The sequence below is a fragment of the Pseudomonas sp. RHF3.3-3 genome (assembly GCF_048069595.1).
Taxonomy (GTDB): domain Bacteria; phylum Pseudomonadota; class Gammaproteobacteria; order Pseudomonadales; family Pseudomonadaceae; genus Aquipseudomonas; species Aquipseudomonas fuscovaginae_B.
Map to the genome: position 1 here is coordinate 4,731,231 of NZ_CP182250.1, position 21,840 is coordinate 4,753,070.

20 protein-coding genes and 2 pseudogenes are annotated in these 21,840 nt (G+C 56.2%); 11 read left to right on the forward strand and 11 right to left on the reverse strand.

Annotated features, from left to right (window positions below; all coding sequences use genetic code 11):
- Positions 1-44 precede the first annotated feature (44 nt).
- Positions 45-398, forward strand: coding sequence for a hypothetical protein (locus tag ACMGT0_RS20625; RefSeq protein WP_416769570.1), 354 nt, complete (start codon positions 45-47; stop codon positions 396-398).
- A complete protein-coding gene (locus ACMGT0_RS20630; RefSeq protein WP_416769572.1) occupies positions 395-1,915 on the forward strand; it encodes a conjugal transfer protein TraG N-terminal domain-containing protein in 1,521 nt (506 codons plus the stop codon). The genes ACMGT0_RS20625 and ACMGT0_RS20630 overlap by 4 nt, the downstream gene beginning before the upstream one ends.
- Positions 1,916-1,925: 10 nt before the next feature.
- Here the strand turns inward: ACMGT0_RS20630 and ACMGT0_RS20635 are convergent, their stop codons facing one another.
- Entirely contained in the window at positions 1,926-2,285 is a 360-nt protein-coding gene (locus ACMGT0_RS20635) for a DUF3742 family protein (RefSeq protein WP_416769574.1), read from the reverse strand.
- Positions 2,286-2,762: 477 nt separating this feature from the next.
- Here ACMGT0_RS20635 and ACMGT0_RS20640 point away from each other — a divergent pair, with 477 nt between their 5' ends.
- Complete coding sequence (locus ACMGT0_RS20640) at positions 2,763-3,116, forward strand: DUF6124 family protein (protein ID WP_416769576.1); 354 nt, start codon at positions 2,763-2,765, stop codon at positions 3,114-3,116.
- A gap of 94 nt (positions 3,117-3,210) precedes the next feature.
- On the opposite strand, the gene ACMGT0_RS20645 is transcribed toward ACMGT0_RS20640, so the two are convergent.
- The 3 genes and pseudogenes from ACMGT0_RS20645 to ACMGT0_RS20655 all read right to left on the reverse strand — a co-directional run bounded on the left by ACMGT0_RS20645 (position 3,211) and on the right by ACMGT0_RS20655 (position 4,432).
- Positions 3,211-3,411 (reverse strand): hypothetical protein, encoded by a 201-nt coding sequence (locus ACMGT0_RS20645; protein WP_054064530.1) that lies wholly within the window; start codon positions 3,409-3,411, stop codon positions 3,211-3,213.
- A 69-nt stretch (positions 3,412-3,480) separates the two neighbouring features.
- Positions 3,481-3,855: pseudogene (locus tag ACMGT0_RS20650) on the reverse strand (DUF6896 domain-containing protein); the annotation flags it as partial.
- A 109-nt stretch (positions 3,856-3,964) separates the two neighbouring features.
- Complete coding sequence (locus ACMGT0_RS20655) at positions 3,965-4,432, reverse strand: hypothetical protein (RefSeq protein WP_416769578.1); 468 nt, start codon at positions 4,430-4,432, stop codon at positions 3,965-3,967.
- A 115-nt stretch (positions 4,433-4,547) separates the two neighbouring features.
- Between ACMGT0_RS20655 and ACMGT0_RS20660 the strand changes: the two genes are divergently transcribed.
- The 4 genes from ACMGT0_RS20660 to ACMGT0_RS20675 all read left to right on the forward strand — a co-directional run bounded on the left by ACMGT0_RS20660 (position 4,548) and on the right by ACMGT0_RS20675 (position 11,065).
- Entirely contained in the window at positions 4,548-6,944 is a 2,397-nt protein-coding gene (locus ACMGT0_RS20660) for an McrB family protein (RefSeq protein WP_416769580.1), read from the forward strand.
- A gap of 6 nt (positions 6,945-6,950) precedes the next feature.
- On the forward strand, positions 6,951-8,561 hold the full coding sequence (locus ACMGT0_RS20665; RefSeq protein ID WP_416769582.1) for a DUF2357 domain-containing protein: 1,611 nt from the start codon (positions 6,951-6,953) through the stop codon (positions 8,559-8,561).
- A gap of 151 nt (positions 8,562-8,712) precedes the next feature.
- The gene (locus ACMGT0_RS20670; RefSeq protein ID WP_416769583.1) at positions 8,713-9,939 is read left to right on the forward strand and encodes a DUF4238 domain-containing protein; all 1,227 of its coding nucleotides are present in this window, start codon (positions 8,713-8,715) and stop codon (positions 9,937-9,939) included.
- Positions 9,940-10,216: 277 nt separating this feature from the next.
- On the forward strand, positions 10,217-11,065 hold the full coding sequence (locus ACMGT0_RS20675; protein ID WP_416769585.1) for a DNA/RNA non-specific endonuclease: 849 nt from the start codon (positions 10,217-10,219) through the stop codon (positions 11,063-11,065).
- Positions 11,066-11,210: 145 nt separating this feature from the next.
- Here the strand turns inward: ACMGT0_RS20675 and ACMGT0_RS20680 are convergent, their stop codons facing one another.
- From ACMGT0_RS20680 to ACMGT0_RS20690, 3 genes are all read right to left on the reverse strand, one after another.
- On the reverse strand, positions 11,211-11,669 hold the full coding sequence (locus ACMGT0_RS20680) for a hypothetical protein (protein ID WP_416769587.1): 459 nt from the start codon (positions 11,667-11,669) through the stop codon (positions 11,211-11,213).
- 221 nt (positions 11,670-11,890) lie between these two features.
- Complete coding sequence (locus ACMGT0_RS20685) at positions 11,891-12,937, reverse strand: helix-turn-helix domain-containing protein (protein WP_239687944.1); 1,047 nt, start codon at positions 12,935-12,937, stop codon at positions 11,891-11,893.
- A gap of 375 nt (positions 12,938-13,312) precedes the next feature.
- Positions 13,313-14,128 (reverse strand): AraC family transcriptional regulator, encoded by an 816-nt coding sequence (locus tag ACMGT0_RS20690; RefSeq protein WP_054057706.1) that lies wholly within the window; start codon positions 14,126-14,128, stop codon positions 13,313-13,315.
- A 153-nt stretch (positions 14,129-14,281) separates the two neighbouring features.
- Between ACMGT0_RS20690 and ACMGT0_RS20695 the strand changes: the two genes are divergently transcribed.
- From ACMGT0_RS20695 to thiD, 4 genes are all read left to right on the forward strand, one after another.
- The gene (locus ACMGT0_RS20695) at positions 14,282-14,530 is read left to right on the forward strand and encodes a hypothetical protein (RefSeq protein WP_054057707.1); all 249 of its coding nucleotides are present in this window, start codon (positions 14,282-14,284) and stop codon (positions 14,528-14,530) included.
- 255 nt (positions 14,531-14,785) lie between these two features.
- A complete protein-coding gene (gene dxs, locus ACMGT0_RS20700; protein WP_054057708.1) occupies positions 14,786-16,663 on the forward strand; it encodes a 1-deoxy-D-xylulose-5-phosphate synthase in 1,878 nt (625 codons plus the stop codon).
- 24 nt (positions 16,664-16,687) lie between these two features.
- The gene (locus ACMGT0_RS20705) at positions 16,688-17,638 is read left to right on the forward strand and encodes an NAD(P)-dependent oxidoreductase (protein ID WP_416769590.1); all 951 of its coding nucleotides are present in this window, start codon (positions 16,688-16,690) and stop codon (positions 17,636-17,638) included.
- A 92-nt stretch (positions 17,639-17,730) separates the two neighbouring features.
- Complete coding sequence (gene thiD / locus ACMGT0_RS20710) at positions 17,731-18,528, forward strand: bifunctional hydroxymethylpyrimidine kinase/phosphomethylpyrimidine kinase (protein ID WP_054057710.1); 798 nt, start codon at positions 17,731-17,733, stop codon at positions 18,526-18,528.
- Between the two features lie 160 nt (positions 18,529-18,688).
- Here thiD and ACMGT0_RS20715 read toward each other — a convergent pair whose 3' ends face one another.
- The 4 genes and pseudogenes from ACMGT0_RS20715 to ACMGT0_RS20730 all read right to left on the reverse strand — a co-directional run bounded on the left by ACMGT0_RS20715 (position 18,689) and on the right by ACMGT0_RS20730 (position 21,643).
- Positions 18,689-18,997, reverse strand: coding sequence for a helix-turn-helix domain-containing protein (locus ACMGT0_RS20715; protein ID WP_204375726.1), 309 nt, complete (start codon positions 18,995-18,997; stop codon positions 18,689-18,691).
- 50 nt (positions 18,998-19,047) lie between these two features.
- Positions 19,048-19,149: pseudogene (locus ACMGT0_RS20720) on the reverse strand (transposase); the annotation flags it as partial.
- Positions 19,150-19,334: 185 nt separating this feature from the next.
- On the reverse strand, positions 19,335-20,384 hold the full coding sequence (locus ACMGT0_RS20725; protein WP_416769592.1) for a hypothetical protein: 1,050 nt from the start codon (positions 20,382-20,384) through the stop codon (positions 19,335-19,337).
- 284 nt (positions 20,385-20,668) lie between these two features.
- Positions 20,669-21,643, reverse strand: a complete 975-nt coding sequence (locus ACMGT0_RS20730) for a hypothetical protein (RefSeq protein WP_054064509.1) — start codon at positions 21,641-21,643, stop codon at positions 20,669-20,671.
- Positions 21,644-21,840: the final 197 nt, after the last annotated feature.

Consider the following 21,840-nt stretch of genomic DNA (forward strand, 5'->3'; position numbering starts at 1 on the left):
GGCTATGCCGCTGTACGGTGTGCGCAGACACAGGCGGTGAAGCCATGAACCTGACCACGCGCAAATACCTCAAGCTGCTGGCGCTGATTGTCTTTGTGCCCATGGTGCTCGCTCTCTTGAGCGTGCTCGTGGGGAGCCTTGTGACGATCGGTGGGCTTTCCCTGATGCGTTTTGCACAGTGGCAGGAGTGGCAGATCCACAACTACTGGCTCTTCCTGATCGCTCGCATCGTGTTCTTCGGTTTCGTTGCGTGGGGCTGGGTGTGGTTTCGCCGCCGGACGCTCAAGGTTCAACCGGTCTTTCTTCACACTGTGAAAAGGGCTGAAGTGACCGCAGTCTTAGGCATCCTGCTGATCGAACTGGTGCGGATCAGTGCGTTGTGGGAGAGCCTGGTATGACGCTCTACACCAACGACTACCTGGAGTTCTACCTGACCCTGGTGGGTTGGCTGGTCAGCAATGGCATCTGGAACGTGCTGATGGACTCAGGCTTCTTCGCGTTGCCGTTCCTGGTGATCATTCTGCAGGAATGGTTCAGGGGCCGAGAGGAAGGCGGTGGTGCTGATGCGGCGCTGGCGGCCAGCGCCAGCATCGAGCATCGCCTGTGGTTGGCGACTGCGGTGGTGATGTTCGCCGGGGTGCCCTTCATCACGGTGAGCCTGAGCACCCTGAAGTTCGACCAGAGTCGTTCGGAACAGTGTCAGCATCAGGCCCCCCTGCCCCAGAACACCGGTTGGTCAAAGTCCTTCACCACCCTGAACGGCCAGAGTGCGAAAGTGCCGATCTGGTGGTTCTTTGTGCATTCGGTATCCAAAGCGATCAGTGGTGCCGCCGTGGCCGCCATTCCCTGCGGGACGGATCTGCGGCAGATGCGCATGGAAGTGAACAACACTCGCCTGAAAAACCCGCTGCTGGCCCAGGAGGTGGCCGACTTCGTCGACAACTGCTATGGCTATTCCCGGGCCAAGCTGTTCATGAAGCAACCGACCCTGACCGAGGAGCAGACCAACGACACCAACTGGATTGGCTCGCGGTATTTCCTGCAGAACACGGGCTTCTACGACACCTATCACTCCAAGACTCCACGCGACGCATGGCCTTACGATCCAGAGCGGGACGCGGGCCTGGCGAAAGTACCCAGCGGTGGCGGCTACCCGACGTGCAAGCAGTGGTGGAGTGACGAAAAGGAGGGATTGAAAAGCCGACTACTTGCCGAAGTGGACAGCTCCCTACTGGAGCGCTTCACAAAGTGGGCCACCTTTACCAGCAAGGACAAGGTGGACGAGGCGCTCATTCGGCAGGTGGTGTCGCCGAGGAACCAGCAAATGACCCAGGGCAAGGTCTATACCGACTACGGCGGAAGGATCGGTTCCTCGATACCTGACGTTGCCGCCAGGGTAACAGGAGCAGTGGGAACGACCATGGGCACGCTGACGAACATGCCAGCCATGGATGTGGTTCGCCAGGCGCTGCCGATGATCATGGCCTTCTTGAAGATGGCGCTGGTGATCTGCATTCCGTTGGTGCTGGTGCTCGGCAGCTACGACTTGAAAGCGCTGGTCACGATATCGGTAGTGCAGTTCGCACTGATCTTCGTGGATTTCTGGTTCCAGTTGGCACGCTGGATGGACAGCACCATCTTCGATGCCCTGTACGGATCCGGCTCGCCCCACGCGCCCCTGAACCCGTTGATGGGACTGAACAATGAGCAGGCGGATTTTCTGTTGAGTATGGTGATGGGAGCGATATTTATTTTCCTGCCAACTTTCTGGATAACGGCTTTAGGTTGGGCTGGGCAACATGCTGGATCAGCTCTTCGAGGATTCGCAGATGGTACTAGCGATGTTCGACAATACGGAGGCGCGGGCAAGAACGTACTAAAGAAATCCGCAACTAAGCTGCTTTCGAAGAAGTGAAAAATCAAGCTCATGGCTTATGATCAAATCTCGGGTCATGAATATACTCAGGAGAGAATCGATCAGGGCAAAAATCTATATCATCAAATTTTCCCTCATCTTCACTGGAGTCTATTTCATAGTTAACCATCTCTTTGACTATGTATACTCCAAAAATCACGACCACAACCCAAAACGCTAGGTATAGGAACAAACCGATCAGAGATAGTCGCACCAACCCACTCAGCAAGCTCGCCAACGTGGCGGGCATGCCTTTTTTCATTGCCCAGCGAAGGACCGGTTCCTCCAGTCTGCGATAGCGACCAGAGAACCAGCCGAATGCGTATCCCAAGCGGTAGATGAGTCCTTTTTTCTTTGTTTCGGTAGCCATGCTTCCACCTCGCGATTGAGATTTCTGTCGTCGTACCGACGGCCAGTACGACGTTCAAATCAGCTTGGCAGAGGGCTCTAATATGGGCTTGTAGGATTTTTCCCAAATAACGGTGGATTCGGCAGCAAGAGCAAAGAAGTTTGGCTTATTCAGCCTCCTGCAAGACAACTCGCTTTCCCTTGAGTGAAATTTCCGAGACAATCCCAAGTGCTTGTTTTGCGCCCAATCTCGCCGCTAGTCTTCGGCTCGTCACTGCTCATCAGTGACCAGGTTTAGTCGCCTGGAAATCTTACATTGGTCGCACAAGCGTCACCTCCCAATCGGGCATTTCTGTGCCCTGCTTGATGGTGGCTGTGCGTAGGGCGCTTTCGAGCGCGCCGGGTTCCCAATGTTCCGGTACGACTAACCTGCGTACAGCTGCCTCCCACTCGTTTAGTCGCGACGCAGGCAGTTCCACTTAACATTGGAAGTGCAGACATGTTCAAAGTAACCCCCAATCCGCCAGCGAAACGCAACGCAGCAATCATCGACTCCCGCATCGCCGATCGAGCACTGGCCCACCACAACCTAGGCCCGGAGGCAGGTACGGAGCCCACTCCTCTGCCCACAGTGATACCGCCATGCAACTCACCTACGCTGCTCGGCCAAGAAGAGGTCCTGGTCGACATCCACTCAATCCTGCAGTCGGCCGCGGCCACGGCCTATGAGAACGCCGACAACCAGACCGGCCCCAATCGCAAGGTGGCGATGGGCGTGGTGTACCTGATTGAGCTGGCGCAGTCGAGGATGGATCAGTTCCTGAATGGGCAGCCGATCAGCGCCAGCAGCTGATCACGACGGGCTTCAGGGAAAAGCGGGAAGCAGGAGCACAGCTTCCCGCTCTACTCGTATCCGTCGGGCCTGACGCCGATGCCGGCGCCCCGTGCTAACGGATCTGAAAAACCCGAGAAATCAGAGCACGGGCTTTATCGCCGTCGGCCTCATACAGGCCCTGTAAACAGGCCTGGTCAGCGAGTCGATGCAGGCGAAAATGGTTGTAGAACGCCTGGCCCAGTCGCTGCCCAGCAAACAAGCCCTGCTCCCATCGTTCGAGAAACTCGTGGTAGCTGGCGCTCTCAACTTCCAGCCGCGATGGGCTGCCCGTGTAGAGGTCGACAGCGTATGAATGAGCCGCACCGGCAACGTAGTAGAGGACGTCCCCTGAATACACCAGCGCGCCCTGCTCCACCCCAGCCTTGAAACACGCCTTGAGCGCATCCTCCGTCGCAAAGCCGTACCCGGGCAATCGGGATGCCGCAAAGCCTGCAAGCCGTCCCACATTGAAACCGTCGATCTGTCCCTGCGCCCCAAAGTCAAAGCTCACAGCACCCGTGGAAAGCAGAACGGCGCAGCCGTGGCCATGCTTGAAGTAGCGTACGCCGCCCTCAAGCGTTCCTTGCTCGGGAATGTCAGCAGCCAACCAATCGGTAGGGGTAGCCGGCAGTTCGAAACCCGAGCGCTGCATGAGCTGCACGGCCATTCGGACGCTGGCCTGGTAGTCAGAAATCAAACGGGCAAGTTGGGTATTCATGGAATCTCGAACGGCAGAAAGTGGGTCGCTCCCTCAGCAGGGAGACGACTGCGTGGACAGGTGCTATCGGCGGTGGCTGAGCCTGTGCCAATGCTCGAGGGTTTCCGCGTTAGTCGTACCAGTCGAGCTTGAGGCCGATGAGCTGACGGAAGCTGTCCAGGGCGCTCATGAACTCCGCTCGTTCAAACGAGACGGGGGGTACACCCTCAAACCAGTCGACCTCGGGGTCTGCGTCATGTATCCAGCCGCGCATTACCCCGAACCGCTGCCAATGAATGCGCTCTTGATCCGCTGCCTGTTCAACCGCCACGACAGCGCAGTTCAGATCCAGGTCCTCCGAGCAGACCAGCAGCGGAACCAGTGTTTTCCAGCCCGGGGCCGTTGAATAGCTCCGGTCCCAGATCAGCTCGACATCCCAATCGTTGTCGAGTCCCCAATGCGCACTGACGAGATCCATCTCCGTGTCTGGGTTTTGCTGTGGTAGCCAGACCTCAAACGGCAGGCCATCAATGGCGAACGTCGGGTATGGCTGGGTGATGTATTTGGAGGTGTGCTGAACGATGGTCAGGCGGTTCATTGAGGGGGCTGTCTTCCGTGTTCGATTCCATGCTCCCAGCAGGCTACAGATGCCTCCACACTACGTCCACGCTTCTGCTCGCCGACCGTCAGCGTGCGGCTCGTGGCCGAGAGCCATGAGTCCCGAGGAGCGTTGCAGCAGACTCGTCAGGCCTTTTTTTCAAGCAAGCACCAAGGAAGCGCTGGCGGCCAATCAGCTCAAGCTGGCATCATCCGGCCATCATTTTGGAACCGAGAGCCAGGACGCCGTGCTTAATCTAATGGATGATGAACAGCTCCGCCTTGCCTGCGAGAGTCTGCTGGAAAACGTCGTGTCACTCCCAGGCAACCAAGCCTGGATCAGTGAAGTGCTGCATTGGATGCAGCGTGTCAGAGATGTGGGTCACGACGAGTTCGTCAGTGAAAAGTTCCAGCTTGAGCTTTGGAACACCCAATCGGTGTCGGCCACAGGAATGGGCCACGTCGACATCTCCAAAGTGGCAGCCGATGCTGAAGTAGCAGAACAGCTCTGGCAGTTGAAGGTCAGCTACGCGAACACGCCCGCCCCGCTGGGTCGCGAAGTACTGATCAACAATGCTTGGTCCAAAGTCTCCAGCCTCGTCACACAACTTTCAAAGCGTCGCCCCAGACTGAAGATGTACCGGCTGTTTGCGCTTCTGTGCCCAGGCTCCTTCACCACTATCGCTGACTTTCGCAAGCTGTTAGAGCTCGCGTCTCAAATGGGCGTTAACCATTCAGGCGAGGTTCGCCCCGCAATGCACAGGCTGGTGCTAGAACGCCTTGAGGAAGTTCTCGGTGCGGCCCCTGATGCGCTGAGTCATGAAGGTGTAACTCGACTGACCCTTCCCTGGTTCCTATACGCCTCCTACGTGCAGAACCAAGAGCAGGAAGCCACTGAGATTTCAGAGCCAGATAGCCGCGACGAGCGACTCAATCCATTGCCTCCCGAGCGCCGGCGACGTGGCATGCTGGCTATCGGCGGCGGACTGGCAACGATCCAGGCAATGATCGAGTTTCTGGCGCATGGCAGCACGCGTGACGACTTCATTGACCACCTGCAATCGATGAGCCCACAGTGTAAACGTTCCACCTTGAACCTCCAGCTCAATGCATTGATCGCTGAGTGGGGAGTTGTTCGGGCAGATCAGAACAACCTGCATTTGACCGCGCGTGGTGAGGCGCTGCTGGAGTCCGGCGAACCGAACGAAGTGATCGACTGGATGGTCACACGCATCCTCGGCTTCGACTACCTGCTAAAGGCGCTCAGCTTCGAGCGTTTGAGCCGTCGCGACACGCTGCTCAAACTGCGCGAAGTCAATCCCAACTGGAAGTCCGACTTCGCCCCTACAAGCTTGTTCAACTGGCTCCGTTGGCTACAGCTGATAGAGATAATCGACAAGCGAGTGCAGTTGACTGCTCTGGGTGAGCAGTGGGTCCAGCGCATCGACTGGACGCCCGAGCCACTTCAGGTCGAGGAAGATATAGATTCGTTGATCGCTCTCCTCCCTAACCTGGCTTGGAGTGAAGATGTCGAACGCCCAGCGCTTGCGGAGATCATCCAAGCCTTCGACTCAAGCTTGCCCTTCTCGCCCAGCTTGATCGGCCAGCTCGATGCTGGGCTCTGGAGCCATCCTCGTAGGCACTTTGCAGTGCTCACAGGCCTGAGTGGCGCTGGCAAGACACAACTGGCCCGCGGCTACGCCCTGAGCCTCTGGCAGGGTGAACAACAGCCATCGGATGGTCTGCTGATCGTCCCCGTGCAGCCGGGCTGGCACGAATACTCAAGCCTGTTGGGTTACGTGAACCCACTGGAAAGCGAATCCTATGTGCGTACCCGCGTTCTGGACTTCGTCCTGCAGGCTGCCTCGGACCCTACTCGCCCCTACACCCTCGTACTCGACGAGATGAATCTCTCCCATCCCGAGCAGTACTTGGCGCCCTTCCTTTCTGCGATGGAGACGGGCGAATGCATCGACCTGCATGGCCAAGCCGAAGCCATCAATGGCGTACCCGCCACCATCGCCTATCCGTCCAACCTGGTGATCATCGGCACGGTCAACATGGACGAGACCACCCATGGACTGAGCGACAAGGTGCTGGACCGGGCCTCGGTAATCGAGTTCTGGGACATCGATGTTCATGCCTATCCGGGCTGGGACAAGGCGGACCTTGCCACGGAGCAGTTGGCGACGCTACGCGAACTGATGGAGCAGCTGATGACGATCCTGCGCCCTGCCCGCCTGCACTTTGGTTGGCGAACTCTGCACGACATCATCGGCTACCTGCAGCAGACCCAACAGGGTGGGATCATCGAGTTCCAGGAGGCCCTGGACCAAGCCATCTACTCCAAGATCCTGCCCAAGCTGCGAGGTGAGGACTCCCCTCGCCTGCAGAAGGTCTTCAAGGAGCTTGGGGACACCCTAGAGCGCTACAAGCTGGCACGGTCTGCGGTGAAGGTCGGTGACATGCAGCAGGACCTGCTGCACAGTGGATCAACGAGATTCTGGCGGTAATAGCGGATGCGACTTCATTGTCACTGTGCCAGCGATGCAACGCGCCTGGAACTGGTCCCCGACGAGCTCACTACAGGATTCATCGAACAGGGTGAGTACTTCATCTCGGTGCATCCTGGCGCGCAGTTGTACGTTGATGATCAGCCTCTTGAGGTCGTCCTGCACGGCAGCTCGCAGGCTTGGCGCTGGTCGGTGGGATACTACGCTGGTGAGGTCGTAGGTGAGTTGGTCGATGCCGAGGGCAATTCGTTGGCGACCTACCGCCTGGACGTGTCGCCTCATCCAGGCAAGTTGGGCGCAGAGATTTTCGCCGGCATGCTGCAGGATATCGCCGACTTCGATCCACAGTTGCTGTACGGATCGGAGCAGGCCCAGAGCCTGATCGGCACCGACGGCATACTGTCCAACCCTCACCTGCAATACGCCAGGCTGCGCCGGTACTGGAAGCCGATCGTCGATGCCTATGCCCAGGTCCTACGCAAGCCGCTGACAAGACTGCACCGCGAGCGCCGTTCAGCGCCTGCTCATCAGGTCAAACGCATGGATGCCACCACGGTCCGCAAGGCCATGGGTTCTCCCAATGGCCTAGCCCTGCTTCACCGTGATGTTCTGACGCGCCCTGCCCTCAACACCGTCAGTCTGGACGTGGCCTTGGCCCATGAGACGCTGGACAATCCCGCCAACCAAGCGTTGGGCTTGGTTCTGCATGAGGTGCTGCGCCGCTGCAACAGCGTCATTGCTGTCTTCTCGGAACTGGAGAGTAATGAACGAGCCAGCGATACCCGTACGCCGCTGGCTCCTCGTCTACGCCGCCGTATTCAGTTCCTGAGTCAGTTGCGCCAGCGCCTGGAACGTCTCGCCAACGCCTCTCTTTTTCGTCAGCTCAGTCGTCGGCGGCTATCGGCCGCCGGCCTCAACGCCATTTCTGCTCACCCCGACTATGCCCGTGCCTACCGGTTCACCTGGTACGCGTTGCGAGCCGGCGTACAGGGCCAGGCATCGGCCGAGTCGCTGTGGATCAGCCCCACTTGGGAGATCTACGAACGCTGGTGCTATGTGAAGATTCTGGAGCAGTTGCGCCTGTGCTACCCGCAGATGCGCTGGACTGAGCACAGCCCCTCACAGAAGGTTGATCGTTTTTTCTGGCGAGGTGCCGACGACCAGCAGGTCATTGAAGTGTGGTTACAGGCACGCTGCCCTGCAGTGGATCGCCCTCATTGGCAGGGATTCGCCAGCCTATCCCGCGAGCGAAGCCCTGACATTGTCATTACCCAGACACACCAAGGGCAGCCCGCGTGCTTCATCGTACTGGATGCCAAGTACCGGTCGTCACGCACCAATGTGCTGAACGCGATGGAGTCTGCTCACCTGTATCACGACAGCTTGCGATGGAAAGGCCGCAAGCCAGATCTGGCCCTGCTGCTCATTCCGCAAGCCAGTCAGGTGCAGGTCCTGAAGGCACCAGCCTTTCACGCAAAGCATGGGGTGGGAGTCATCGAGCTAGGTAGCGCGGAAGATGCGTGGAGCATTGCACATTATTTGCGGCAATATTTAGAGGATATCTTCTGGCGAAAACCTAACATTCCAAATCAGAAGGCAGCGCCGCATCTCTCATGACAATATTCTCATCCAGCATAACCCAGGTCGGTTTTCTCCATCTCAAATGCACATATTTTCTTTAAAGGCACTGAAGGGTGAGTCATTAATTTCAAGCATCACCAAAGTCAACTTAAACGAGCCTTAGAGCACTTTAAAGCAAGGAACTCTCATGGCAAAAAATTTTAGCAAGAGAAACCACTATGTACCGCAGTGGTACCAGAAAAGATTTTTCGAGAATAAAAATCAAACAACCTTCAACTATCTAGACCTTAACCCAGGAATAATAATACACAATGAAAAATACAGCTCACCTCGCAAAGCACTAAATCAATACGGAACGGAAAAATCATTTAAACAGGATCACCTCTACACAATATATTTCGGAGAAACCGCCTCAGATGCAATTGAGAAAATATTCTTTGGAAAAATAGATAAGCGTGGAGAAGTGGCACTTCCACTATTCAGTGACTTCACCCTATCAGAAGAAACCAAGAATCATTTTCTGCCATTCGCCAGATTTTTGTGTGCACAGTTATTCAGAACACCCAAAATGCTCAATATTTTTTCGAAGCTATCAGACAAAAACTTCAGATTGAGCGCAATGCTAACAGCAAGAGAGCTACATCTTCACAACTGGGCATCTAGTATTTGGGAAATAGTCTCATGCGAAAATAGCGCTACAAAATTTATAATATCTGACGCCCCGGTAACGACCTACAATCGAAAAGTCTTCCCCGCCTCAAGAGAGGTTTTAAAGGTCGGACACGCCACAATTGGCAGGGTAGGCACACGAACCATATTCCCACTATCCCTAGATAAATGCCTCATTATCACACCCGCAGAGCTTATAATGAAACCCAAAGGAGACCCACTAAGAATGGAGGACCACATAAATTATTACAAGGACACCACATTCAACCTTAAAAACATAATTCACGGAAGACAAATTGATGAAACAGAGGTCATAGCAATAAACTTTATACTAAAGACACATTCGAAAAAGTACATCGCATCCACTCAATTAGACTGGCTCTATCCTGAAAAACATATTTCTTTTAAAAACTGGAGCAATCTGGGAGGTGATTTCTTTCTACATCCCGACCCTAGATCAGTCAATATTGATGAGCTTGTACGCCTAACATCACAACCAGCCGCAATTCAAAAAACCATCAATAGGAAAAAAACAGATTACAGAGAAAAAAACTTACTCAACAGCTTCAGAGAATCGATAAATCTTTGGGAATCCTGTAAAGCAGAGATCAGAGAGCCCAAGGCTATCCAGCCACCCCTGAACGCACAGGCAAAGCAACCCGACTATCTTGTGAGAATCACTTACGAAGACAATCTCATGAAAGTGCTCAAAGAATTAAAGCGCATGCCCAATAGCCCCCTGTAAGCCCGACAATATCTCGATTGCAAACCATTAGGATTTTCAACAACGCAGATGATTTCGAACGAAGCGTTATTCGTCCATACAGGCGATTATGCATGCGCGCTCCCACACGAGCCGGCAATTCGACTGCGAAAGTGCTTGGAGCCCGATCCTTTCTCAAAAGACATCGCTACTCACAAACCGATAGGCAACATTCCGACGATGCTGGTTTACTATCGCGCTGCCCTGCTGCGGGCATCGAATAAAAGGTTACTGCACGTCAAATCAATGGAGCTTCATCGTGAATCGGAATCTCAAGCACACCGGCCTTTATCTGCTGCTGGCCCTGGTCAGCGCCTGTTCGACTTTTGAGCCCTACCGCGCTCCTGAAACGGCACCTGCGCCACCTCCTGAGGTTACAGGGTCTGCCCCGCAGATCGATAACTGCTCGGTGGGCTGCCCCACCGGAGGCAGCAACGTCACGCTGGTCAGAACCGCCTACACGCTGAACAACGATGCGCAGACCAAGTTTGCCAAGTGGGTGGCGTATCGCGTCACCAAGGACACCCCCTACCCCAATCGCCCGCGCAACTGGAAAACCGATCCGGACATTCCTGCCGGCGAGACCTTGGACGATGCCGATTACAAGCTGGCCAATGAAACGCTGAAGACTGACCGCGGGCACCAGGCCAACCTCGCCTCCATGGCTGGCGTCAGTGACTGGCAGACGTTGAACTACCTGTCCAACATCACCCCGCAAAAGAGCGACCTGAACCAGGGTGCCTGGGCACGGCTGGAAGACAAGGAACGAGCCCTGGTTCAACGGGTGGGGATTGACTCGGTGTACGTGCTGACGGGCACGCTGTACGAGCGGTACGTCGGTACCCTTCCCAGCACCACCAAGCAGCACACCATCCCCAGCGGCTACTGGAAGATTATCTTCACCAATAGCACGCCGACTGAGGGGACCTTTGCGGCCTTCATCATGGACCAGGACACGCCTCGTGCGGCCAGCTTCTGCAGCTACCAAGTCACCGTTGAGGAGATCGAGCAGCGTTCGGGCCTGAAAGTCTGGACGACATTGCCGGCGGCCGAGCAGGCGGCGCTCAAACCTATTCGTGGACAGTTGGTGAAGGACATCGGCTGCTAATAGAGGCCAGGGGCTTGGTCATCTTCACGTTACCCCAGCCTATGAGCCTACTGCCCAGCCAGTGTCGCCTACGCCAAGCGGGACGACAGCTGACCAGCCCCTGGGCAGTGAACGGGGCCCCGACTCTAGCGTCAGCAACGCTCAATTATTGCGACCATGATTTGACAATACCGTTCTTGTCGAACGTCACATTAAGGTAGTTGCTATCATGGCCTTTATTTCCTGAGAGCTCTTTAATCGAATTATTCGCCTTATCCAGGTCATAAGTTTTGTTGCTGGCTTGGGCGAGCGCTGACTTTGCAGATTCAGTACCAGGAATCGTGCCCACCAAATTATAAAGCGATGTCAGGTTGTCTCGTGCGGTACGCTTCCTGTAAATGACGCTGGAGCTGCCATCGCTGTAATTACTTTTAGAGTCCGGCTCCCCATACAAGCTTGAGACCTCAGCCAGAGTGGTTTTGCCCTTGAAGATATGTGAGGCCACGTAGCTTTCTGAAAATTTGTCATCTCCCATCACCATGGGCATTGACGGCATTGATGGCATTGAGCTGCAGCCGCTGGTGATAGCCGAACTTAAAACAGCCATTAAAACCAATCTTTTCATTACCATCCCCTTAGCCATATTCCTAGACAGTTACTTCTTCTTTCGCGAACGAGCCCTGCACACGAACTATCCACCAGCCCAGGGCGCATAAAATACGCCCTCAATACCCGGCAACAAGAGCTGAACCAGCCCCGAAACAAGTTGATACCGATTATAAAGTTACACCTGAACGCCCGAGAAAATTCTCTTGCCTGAGCGTCTCAAACTGTTGACTGTGCGTCTCAATCGGCCTGCATCTGATCAAGGATCTTTTGCAGGGAAAATCCGGTATGTGCACGGTTTGACTTTTCTTCATGACGCAGCCGCCCGGCGGCGGCCTGCTCCCGGGCTTGCGTGGGTGAGTAACCGAACGCCGCCTTGAACGAGCGACTGAAATGCGCATCGCTTTTAAAACCGAACTGGAACCCCAGACTGGAAATACGCTGTTGGTTGCCGAGGTCGCTTTGAAGATGCTCCCGGGCCTTGTTCAGCCGGCGGAGCTGAATGTAAGCCGACACTCCCGACTCCTGTGCAAACAGTCGGTACAACCGTGCCCGTGAAAGGCCCAACTGCCCGGCCACGAAGGCCGGAGACAGATCGGGTCGGTGCAGATGCTGTTCAATCAGTTGACGCGCGCGATGGAGCAGCGTGTGATCGATTGGCCCCTCGGCATCCGTGAGGTTGGCAGCACTGGGCGCCAGTGCCGCGGCGACCATGGCCAGCGTAGCTTCTTGAACGTAGGGGATGTCATCGTGCTGGAGGCAAGAAAGCCGATGCTGCAAGGCGCGCATGTGATCGGCAAGCAAGTCGCCTAACGCCCCTTGCAGCACCAGCCCATGAAGGTCCTTGGCGCCCAGGCGGGCGCTGAGGACATCGCGAGGGATTGTGAGGATGATCGTGTCGCCGGCGGCAATCACGCTGTCGAGTTCGCGTGCCAGGTCGAGCACGTAGATCTGCGAACGCCCCGCAGCAAGTGTTGTGCGCCCTGCCGAGCCATGGATTGAGTGGGAGAGGCTCAGGCAGAGGTAGTAATGATCGAGTCCATCACGGCGAATCATCTGCAGAGGCCGTTTCACACCGTAGTGCACCGGCGCGCACTCTCCCTCCCAGACACCACAGCCCATCAAGATTTCGCCTAAAAAACTGGTCGTTAGACGGTAATTGAATCCTGATGACTCCGTTTTGCCGATGTTGATGTCGAAGATGGCATTGACCTCCTCACGCCAGGCCTCGAATCGCGACCTGGGAGGGAGCGCCTGAGTACTGAACGTAAAAACCGGATTTCCCATAACCTATCAACTCTGTGATGAAGACTCATATTGGACTGGAAAACACGCTGATCTTTTCACCACCCATCGACGTACAGCGTCCCCAGTGCTGAGAAATCGTCGGCTCATCGAGCAGGTATAACCGCCGTTGGTGTGAGCTCCAGTCCTTGGCGCCGTGGTACCCCGCGTATAATCGTCCAAATCAATTGCTCCTACACCCAAAAGCGGCTGGATCGCCTCCAGGCGGCCTAAGTGTGGGCGGCGACCGGCAAGGGTGAGACGGTGCAGGCCACTGCCTCTGCAAACGCACGCCGCGCCCCTCAAGGGTCACCGGTAAAGGTCGATGCGCCTGTCATGAAAGGCTGGCATCCGCTCCTCAAGCTGCCGACGGGCACCTCATCGGGCCTTCTCGCGTTCAAGTTCTGAGCGGTAGGGCTTGGCCCCCTCAATGTAACGCCCCGGTGTCACGCCCAACACTCGCTTGAACATGGCGATGAATGCGCTGACATTCTCATAACCCAAGTCGAGTGCAACCTTGGTTACAGAGTCTCCACGACTCAGTTGTTCGATGGCGCGCAGAGCACGTGCCCGCTGGCGCCATGAGGTAAAGCTGAACCCGGTTTCAGCGACAAATTTTCTCGCGAGGGTGCGCGTCGACATCTCTCCCCAGTCCGCCCACGACCTCTGCCCGCTGATGCTCGACAGATCGCCCAGTAAAGCAGTGGCGATTCGTAGGAGACGTGGATCCTGGGGCATAGGTAGCCCAAGCGGTTCTTCAGGGGAGGACGTGATTTCATCAAGGATGACACTCGCCAAACGCTGTTCAGGACCTGATCTGACGGATCCCGTCCACCGCGTTGCCCGATCAATCAGCGATAACAGAACGTTGTTTGATTGGATGATCTTTGGTTGCAAAGGCAACTCAGCACATCCTTCCTGCGCCACGTAAACCGACCAGCCTGAAAAACCTGCGCAGGATCGGAAAGCGTGTTCACAGTTCGGTGGCAACCAAATGGAGTGAGTCGCCGGTATCACGAAGCGCTGGGCGGACGTTTCCACCGCGATCAACCCCTCGGCGCTGCCGAGCAACTGCCCTTGGGAATGGCTATGCATGGGCGTTTCACGTACCGCGTCACTTCGCTGGCAAACGGCAAGGATGTCACGCGCAGAGAGCCTGGTGATCAGTTCCGGTGCGACAAGCGGAGAAGACATCCGAGGGGCCTGCGTAGTGGGCGATGTGTCAATGAGGAAGCGATGTCGGCGTGGCACAAACGCAGGATAGGTAGGCATTGTTACGGCAGTCAAGCCAACGGCATGTCGCTAAAGTCAGTTTCGAGATCAATTACCTCCCCACGAGAGAATCCCATGAAAGCCAGTGACATTCTGCCAGACGACGTGAACAGCACCTATTTCGCCGGTCTTAACGTACGCAAAGGCACAGTCGCCGCGTTCTTGCATAACGCGAGGACGTGGTCTGAATCAACTTCTGACGAGGAACGAGCGAAAGCGGAGCGCGACATCATCGAATCGCTTCCTGCGCTGCGCGCCTTGGGTTTATTTGATGTACTCGCCATCAAGGATGCTCGGCTCTGCGCCTTGGTCAACGCCCATTGAGACGTCAACGACGACACAGATGCAAAGGGCTTGTTCCAGCGTCCTCCCTACGATGTTCTTGCTCTTACCACTCAGCCGCGCGTACCGCCATCACGCTGGGAACCCTCAACGCTTTCAACTGACGGGCTGTCTCAAGCGGCGTACGGCGCGGTCATCCTTGCCGACGGCAGCGCGTCGGACTTAATATAGTTGCAAATGCAATTACATTGCTCCGTAGCGAATGCCAGCCTCCGCCTCTTCAGTCAAGGACCTTCCATGATCGACCTGCTTCACAGCATTGATGGGCCGTCCGACCTGCGTCGCCTCAATCCCAGCCAACTGCCGCAACTCGCGAACGAGTTGCGCACCTTCCTACTCAACAGTGTTGCGAACACAGGTGGCCATCTGTCGCCGAACCTGGGTGTCGTTGAACTGACGATCGCGCTGCACTATGTCTTCAACACCCCACACGACCGCATCGTCTGGGACGTAGGCCATCAGACCTATGCGCACAAGATCCTGACGGGCCGTCGCGACCGCATGCACACCGTGCGCCAGGCTGGTGGCATCTCGGGCTTCCCGGTACGCGCCGAGTCGCCATTCGACACGTTCGGCACCGCCCATTCGAGCACGTCCGTCTCGGCCGCGCTGGGAATGGCGCTCGCCTCCAGGCTGCAGCGCCAGGAACGTCATGCGGTGGCGGTAATCGGTGACGGGGCGATGAGCGCAGGCATGGCGTTCGAAGCCATGAACAATGCAGGCGTCGAGCACGACCTGCCCTTCATTGTGGTCCTGAATGACAACGCGATGTCCATTTCGGCGCCGGTAGGTGCACTCAGTGGCCATCTCGCGCGACTGATGTCGGGCCCTTTCTACACAGCGGTGCGCACAGGGGTCGGGCATACCCTGCTCGCCGCGCCGCCGCTGCGCGACATGGCTCATCGTCTGGAAACGCAGCTCAAGGGACTGCTGCTGCCGTCGACGCTTTTCGAGACGTTGGGGTTCAACTATATCGGTCCGGTGGACGGTCATGACCTCGGCGTACTGGTGTCCACGCTGCGCAACATGAAGAGCCTGCGCGGCCCTCAATTGCTGCACGTCGTGACCCGCAAAGGCATGGGCTACGCGCCCGCCGAGGCCGATCCCGTGCGGTATCACAGCCCCGGACGATTCGACCCCTCTCATGGCGTCAAAGCGGCCGCCTCGCCGCCGCCCAAGACCTACTCACAGGTGTTCGGCGAATGGCTGTGCGACGCCGCAGAACAGGACCCACGCGTCGTGGGTATCACGCCGGCGATGGGAGAAGGCTCGGGGATGGTGGAGTTCTCGAAGCGCTTCGCGCAACGCTACCACGACGTGGGCATTGCGGAGCAGCATGCCGTGACCTTCGCCGCAGGCCTCGCTGCGCAAGGCTTGAGGCCAGTAGTCGGCATTTACTCGACCTTTCTGCAACGGGCCTACGATCAGTTGATTCACGACGTCGCGCTGCAAAACCTGCCTGTCGTCTTTGCGATCGACCGCGCGGGCATTGTCGGTGCTGACGGCGCCACCCACCTCGGCGCCTACGACCTAGCCTTCCTGCGCTGCATTCCCAACATGACGGTGATGGCTGCGTCGGACGAGAACGAGTGTCGGCAAATGCTGCACACGGCGTTGCAACAACCGAATCCGACGGCTGTGCGCTACCCCCGCGGCGCAGGTGTGGGTGTACCGACCGTTGCGCAGATGCAACTCATCCCGATCGGTAAGGGAGAGATCCGCCGCACCACCACGCGGCTTGCAGGCGCACGTATCGCTATCCTTGCCTTCGGGTCGATGGTCACACCCGCCAGGGTGGCCGCCGAAGAACTGGACGCGACGCTGGTCAACATGCGCTTTGTAAAACCGATCGATACGCAACTGGTCCAGGAAATGGCCAGTACGCATGATGTCCTGGTCACCGTCGAGGAAGGCTGTGTCATGGGTGGGGCGGGTTCGGCGTGCGTGGAAGCCATGCTGATGGGCGGCACGGTTTGTCCTGTGCTGCAGCTTGGCCTTGAGGACAACTTCATTGACCATGGTGAGCGCAGCGCCCTGCTCGCCCAGTGTGGCCTGGATGGCGCAGGCATCATCCGCTCCATTCGTGAGCGCTTTTCAAAACCGCTGGAGTGCTGACGCCAACAGAAGTGGTCCCGGCCGATGCCACAAACACGAGGTCGAAATGAACCATTCAAACGACTACAGAGGCTGCATCCGATGAACAAACCGACCGGATTTATCGGCCTGGGCGTGATGGGGACACCGATGGCCCTCAACCTGGCTCGCAGTGGCGTGCCACTCATTGTCTGGAGTCGCTCCAACAACCACTACGACACGCTGCGCGCGGCTGGCGCCGAGGTGGCTGACAGCCTGGACGCCCTGTTCTCCCAGTGCGAGACCCTCATTCTGATGCTGGCGCATGAAGCAGCGATCGATGAGGTACTCGGTCGACACACGCCCTTGTTCGAGCAACGGATGGGGGGACGGTTGATCGTGAACATGAGTACCACCTCGCCCGGCTACTCGCGCTTGCTGGCCGATGAGATCGGCAGAGGCCGCGGTCAGTACGTGGAGGCACCGGTTTCCGGTTCGCGCAAACCTGCCGAAGCCGGCCAGCTCGTCGTCATGCTGGCGGGCATGCCCGAACCGGTCGAGGCGGTACGAAGCCTGATACAGCCGTTATGCCGCGACAGCTTAGTGTGTGGCGACGTACCTGGTGCGCTGACAATGAAGCTCGCGGTGAACCTGTTCCTCATCACCATGGTCACGGGGCTGGCCGAAGCCACGCACTTTGCCCAACGCCAGGGTGTCGATCTGGCGCAGTTCGCCCAGGCCCTGAACGCGGGCCCCATGGCCAGCGACGTTTCGCGGGGCAAGCTTGGTAAGCTGGTGGCGCAGGACTTTTCGGTTCAGGCCGCCATCACCGATGTTCTCAAGAACAGTCGTCTGGTGGCACAAGCCGCACGTGACCTCGGCATCGCCTCGCCGCTGCTGGACGTATGCCACGCGCTGTATGGCGAAACCGAGGCGCTGGGACAGGGTGGACTGGACATGGTGGCGGTGATCCATGCCATCGCGCAGCGGACCGCCCAGGCCGATGGCTCGCCCTAATCGATCTGAATGAATCCAGACGCGCGCTGAGTCTTGATCATGCGCCGCTGACGCAGCACGCGGGTCGCTTACGCCCAGGAGATTGTCACAACGTGATAGCCAATGTACTCACGATCGCAGGCACCGACCCTACCGGTGGCGCAGGCATTCAGGCCGATTTGAAGACTTTTTCCGCCCTGGGCGCCTATGGCATGAGCGTCATCACCGCGGTCGTCGCGCAGAATACGCACGGGGTACGTCGCTTCGTGCCCCTGGCCCCCTCCTTCGTTGCCGAGCAGATCGAGGCCGTCTTCGACGATGTGCGGGTCGATGCCGTGAAGATTGGCATGGTTGCCAACGCTGGCATTGTTGAAGTCATTGCTCGGTGTCTACGAGCGCGTGCCGACTGTCCCATCGTGCTGGACCCCGTCATGGTCGCCAAGAGTGGTGATCGGCTGGTGGATCCTGAGGCTGTTGCGGCCATTCGGGAACGCCTGATCCCGCTGTCCACTCTGATCACTCCAAACCTGCCTGAGGCCGGCGTGCTCCTGCAGGGCGAAGAACCTCGATCATTGGAAGCCATGCGAGTCGCAGTAACGGAAATGGGGCAGTTGGGCGCGGATTGGGTGCTGCTCAAAGGTGGGCACCTGGAGGGGCAACGTAGCGTCGATCTACTGGCGGGCAAGGGACACACACTGAAGCTGGATGCCCCACGAATCGCCACACGCAACTCGCACGGTACAGGATGCACGCTTTCGGCAGCGATCACGGCCCTGCTACCCGGGTCGACGATGGCGCTGGCAGTCTCTGGCGCCAAGGAGTATTTGACGGCCGCGCTTGGTGCAGCTGATCAATTACAGGTGGGAGGTGGCTACGGACCGGTTCACCATTTCCATGCTCTGTGGAAATGAACCGTATCCATTTCACTGTCGGTCGGCATCCTCACAAACCGGATCAACGCCCTTCCAACACCTTGCCCCACAGTACTGAGCCGGACTGCCACGTTATCCAACAAAAACGCCCCTTGGCGTAGAAAACGACAGAGCCCCGAAAGTTGTCTGGGTCACCGAACTATCCCAACTCCGAGCGGAGCTCGCGCACACCACGTCCCAGTTTTCTGCGCAGTCGATTACGCAGCGTGGCGGCGTCGCAATAGCCGACCTTTTCAGCAATCACCTCTAGGTCGTGCCCAGTGGCGACCAGGTGCTTTGCTTGCTCCACCCGCAAATCCTGGAAAAATGCCAGAGGGGACTTGCCCAGTATCGCTTCCGCGCAGCGCTGGAGCGTACGGGGATGCACGTACAAGGCCTCTGCCGCGCCTTGGAGAGAAAACCCAGCGGCAAGGTGTGTTCGGGCCCAACGTTCGAATCGCTCGATCAAGGGGGCCGAATGTACCTGCAACAACCTTAAAACGAGACTCGCGTCTGGCTTCCAAGTGATCGGGCAGCCTCAATGTGGCTGTAGTCCTGGTCGAGAGCCAGGTTGGCTGCCTCACGCTTGAACGCAGAAGCGAAGGTACGTCGTCTGTTCATTGAACACCGTCGTGTGGTGATTATTTTCGCCTAAAATCGTGCCCGAGATTAGTGGACCTCTATACTTTCCAGAGGTTATGAATCAGAACCCCTCAGAAAAGTCTATAGACAGCTAATTATTATGGTTGCTAATTTAAGCAGCCAAACTATCATACAAAGCTATTGAGACCTTAACAGCCAGCAAGCTATAGCTCAATCGCTAGACCAAGACCTGGCGAACACCACTGTTGCCATGCCTCATCCAAAACTAAACGTTCTTCCGGATTAGCACAAAATTCCTTAGCCAGCTCGAACAATTTAGACAGCCGCTGCGCATGTTCCTCCTTCGTGCCACGGCCTCTAACCTCAACAGAGTTCACCACCTGCAAAATCTTCTTCCAAAGAGGATCTTCCAGTCCTTCCGGGTAAATGGTAAAAGCGGCTTTATGGCTTTCATGACATAAAGGCGGTAGGACACGCAAAATAAGCCTATGCAATGCCTTATCGCCTGTTACTACGGCTGGCACTCCAACGAACTCATATCTCTGCTCTCGCAAGACCGGAAGTGTTAACCAAAGATTCAGATCTCCTGCACGGTTGCGCAAATAGGAGATAGTCATATGGTCGGTCTCTCCTTTCTTTCCTGGCTGAAATGCCAAAAAAGACTCAAAATACGAATATGCTGGCTTCGCATCATCATTCAGCTTTAGTGCTTGCCGGCTTTTCAAGACGACACCAAGGGCTGTCAGCATCAGACTAGATGTAAATCGAGGAATATCGGCATTACCGAGTCTATTAAGCTGCTCAATCGCTAAGTCAACCGGTGTCTTCTTTGAGAGCAACGATTTCATGATTGCTATGTAGGGAAATAAAAGGCTGAACTGTGCTCTCAACGCAGCCTCATTTTTTTCTAATAAAGCGACCTGATCCCGAGCAAAATTTTGGCGAAACACAAAGCCAAGCCCAACCAACTCCTGAATCATCTCCTCAATTTTCTGAACAGGATTTTTTCTAAGCTCAAGATTAGAAAACCATTGTTCCTGCAAAGCAGGCAGTGGATTGAGAATCGACTGAAGCCGGACTTCCGCTGGTAACTGTGAAGCCCACTCAACATTGGTGAGCGCATTAGTATCCAAGAATAGCTCATAAGGTCCAGCACCTTTCTCTGCATTCAGGAAGGGCCAAACCACATAGGTACCACTTGAAGTTCTTAAACAACGATCCTTATACGGAACAGGGAAATCAAGCTGCTGCATAAATACCACATCCTCATCACTCTTACAGAAAATCGCTACTCAAATATTATTTAAGCATCCATTTGCAGGCTGAAATCGGCGGTCTTCGATACAGGCCTATGCCCCATAAGTGGTTCATAACGACCATAGGCCTGCTCAGCATAATGCCTGATATCGGGTTCATCACTGGCTTGGGCTAACCGAATCATATCGCTCTCTTTGCAGGGCTCTATGCTGCCAGCCACTGATGTGGCAGCAGTTGCCTGATTTCGCTGGTCTCTTGGGTAAGCAACAGAGCAGTCAAGCTAACCAATGGCTTCAATCGGTGAGAACTCGACTCGGACCAAGTAACTCTTCTCTTCAGCGCTTTTGGCTGACAGTCCCGCGTGGGCACCAACCTCGGCGAGCTTCGCCTTGACCGTCAGTTCCAGATTCTTGTCTGTAGAGAACGTGGTGTTTTCTTTGATCTCAAGAGAGGCCGACAGGCAACCTCCATACTCTCGAGCAAACACAACGGCCTTCCAGGAGGGCTCATAGGCGAGCCAGAGGAAATTTTCTCTCCCAACCCGGCTCTCTGTGCTCCATTTTTTCCCCGAGAGCGTGAACTCACGGGTATCAAGCCCATCATTCAACTTTTCGTTGCTAACGGAAAATTCCGCCCCTCCTCCCCCAGCCACTCCCGCCGTCACAGTCAAACCACCACTGGTTTCTTCATTGTGCTTATTTGAAGTTTTCTTGGTGATGGTGATTTTGGTGGCACCCAGCGCCACCAGTAGCTTGATCAGTTCAGACTCACGCTCCTCAAGAAGAATAGAGTCATAACTATCACTCGGGATGTAGAGGTTACTGCTCTCCGAGTTTGGATACTCCATGAGCGGGTGCTTGCGATAGGCCTTGCCCACAATCGGATGACCTGGCTGAAAGCGATAGCCCTTGGTCTTGACCTCCTCAGGAGAGAAAGAGTGCTTGGCCACATAAGCGGCCAATGCGCATGCTTGCTGATTTTCGGCAGATTCTTCCGTCACCTTCTCTGTCGGGTCTTTAGAAAATAGTGAAAGTACACCGGGTATCCCAACCAGCGCGGAGGCGATCACTGTCGCTGGAACACCGAATGAACCCAAAGCCGCTGCTGTCGCAACAGCACTGCCACCGATTGCAGTACCTACTTTCGAAACGCCATCGCGCCCACCCATAGTGAAATTTGGCTCGTAGCTGCCATCGTCATTCCTCCCCGAATTCGGTACAAGAGGGGTTTCCACGATGTAGATGAGATCAAGCATGCCTTACTCCTTGTCAAAACTCGCGACTGCCATTGTCTGATTTGGGCGTACTGAACCAATGATGGCACATTAATATCCTTCGCACGAAGAGAGGCAACGCTGAAAAGGCAAAGAGTACATTTGTACTCCACGCCTAAAAAGAACATCTATGCTGATGGTTTTCCTTGGCCAACTACCACACCGTGCTCATCGATCCC

What these genes read in the sequence shown, in the direction of transcription:
- ACMGT0_RS20625 (WP_416769570.1), top strand. Translation starts at nt 45, where the DNA reads ATGAACCTGACCACGCGCAAATACCTCAAGCTGCTGGCGCTGATTGTC.
- ACMGT0_RS20630 (WP_416769572.1), top strand. Translation starts at nt 395, where the DNA reads ATGACGCTCTACACCAACGACTACCTGGAGTTCTACCTGACCCTGGTG.
- ACMGT0_RS20635 (WP_416769574.1), bottom strand. Translation starts at nt 2,285, where the DNA reads ATGGCTACCGAAACAAAGAAAAAAGGACTCATCTACCGCTTGGGATAC.
- ACMGT0_RS20640 (WP_416769576.1), top strand. Translation starts at nt 2,763, where the DNA reads ATGTTCAAAGTAACCCCCAATCCGCCAGCGAAACGCAACGCAGCAATC.
- ACMGT0_RS20655 (WP_416769578.1), bottom strand. Translation starts at nt 4,432, where the DNA reads ATGAACCGCCTGACCATCGTTCAGCACACCTCCAAATACATCACCCAG.
- ACMGT0_RS20660 (WP_416769580.1), top strand. Translation starts at nt 4,548, where the DNA reads ATGAGTCCCGAGGAGCGTTGCAGCAGACTCGTCAGGCCTTTTTTTCAA.
- ACMGT0_RS20665 (WP_416769582.1), top strand. Translation starts at nt 6,951, where the DNA reads ATGCGACTTCATTGTCACTGTGCCAGCGATGCAACGCGCCTGGAACTG.
- ACMGT0_RS20670 (WP_416769583.1), top strand. Translation starts at nt 8,713, where the DNA reads ATGGCAAAAAATTTTAGCAAGAGAAACCACTATGTACCGCAGTGGTAC.
- ACMGT0_RS20680 (WP_416769587.1), bottom strand. Translation starts at nt 11,669, where the DNA reads ATGAAAAGATTGGTTTTAATGGCTGTTTTAAGTTCGGCTATCACCAGC.
- ACMGT0_RS20685 (WP_239687944.1), bottom strand. Translation starts at nt 12,937, where the DNA reads ATGGGAAATCCGGTTTTTACGTTCAGTACTCAGGCGCTCCCTCCCAGG.
- ACMGT0_RS20690 (WP_054057706.1), bottom strand. Translation starts at nt 14,128, where the DNA reads ATGTCTTCTCCGCTTGTCGCACCGGAACTGATCACCAGGCTCTCTGCG.
- ACMGT0_RS20695 (WP_054057707.1), top strand. Translation starts at nt 14,282, where the DNA reads ATGAAAGCCAGTGACATTCTGCCAGACGACGTGAACAGCACCTATTTC.
- dxs (WP_054057708.1), top strand. Translation starts at nt 14,786, where the DNA reads ATGATCGACCTGCTTCACAGCATTGATGGGCCGTCCGACCTGCGTCGC.
- ACMGT0_RS20705 (WP_416769590.1), top strand. Translation starts at nt 16,688, where the DNA reads ATGCCACAAACACGAGGTCGAAATGAACCATTCAAACGACTACAGAGG.
- ACMGT0_RS20725 (WP_416769592.1), bottom strand. Translation starts at nt 20,384, where the DNA reads ATGCAGCAGCTTGATTTCCCTGTTCCGTATAAGGATCGTTGTTTAAGA.
- ACMGT0_RS20730 (WP_054064509.1), bottom strand. Translation starts at nt 21,643, where the DNA reads ATGCTTGATCTCATCTACATCGTGGAAACCCCTCTTGTACCGAATTCG.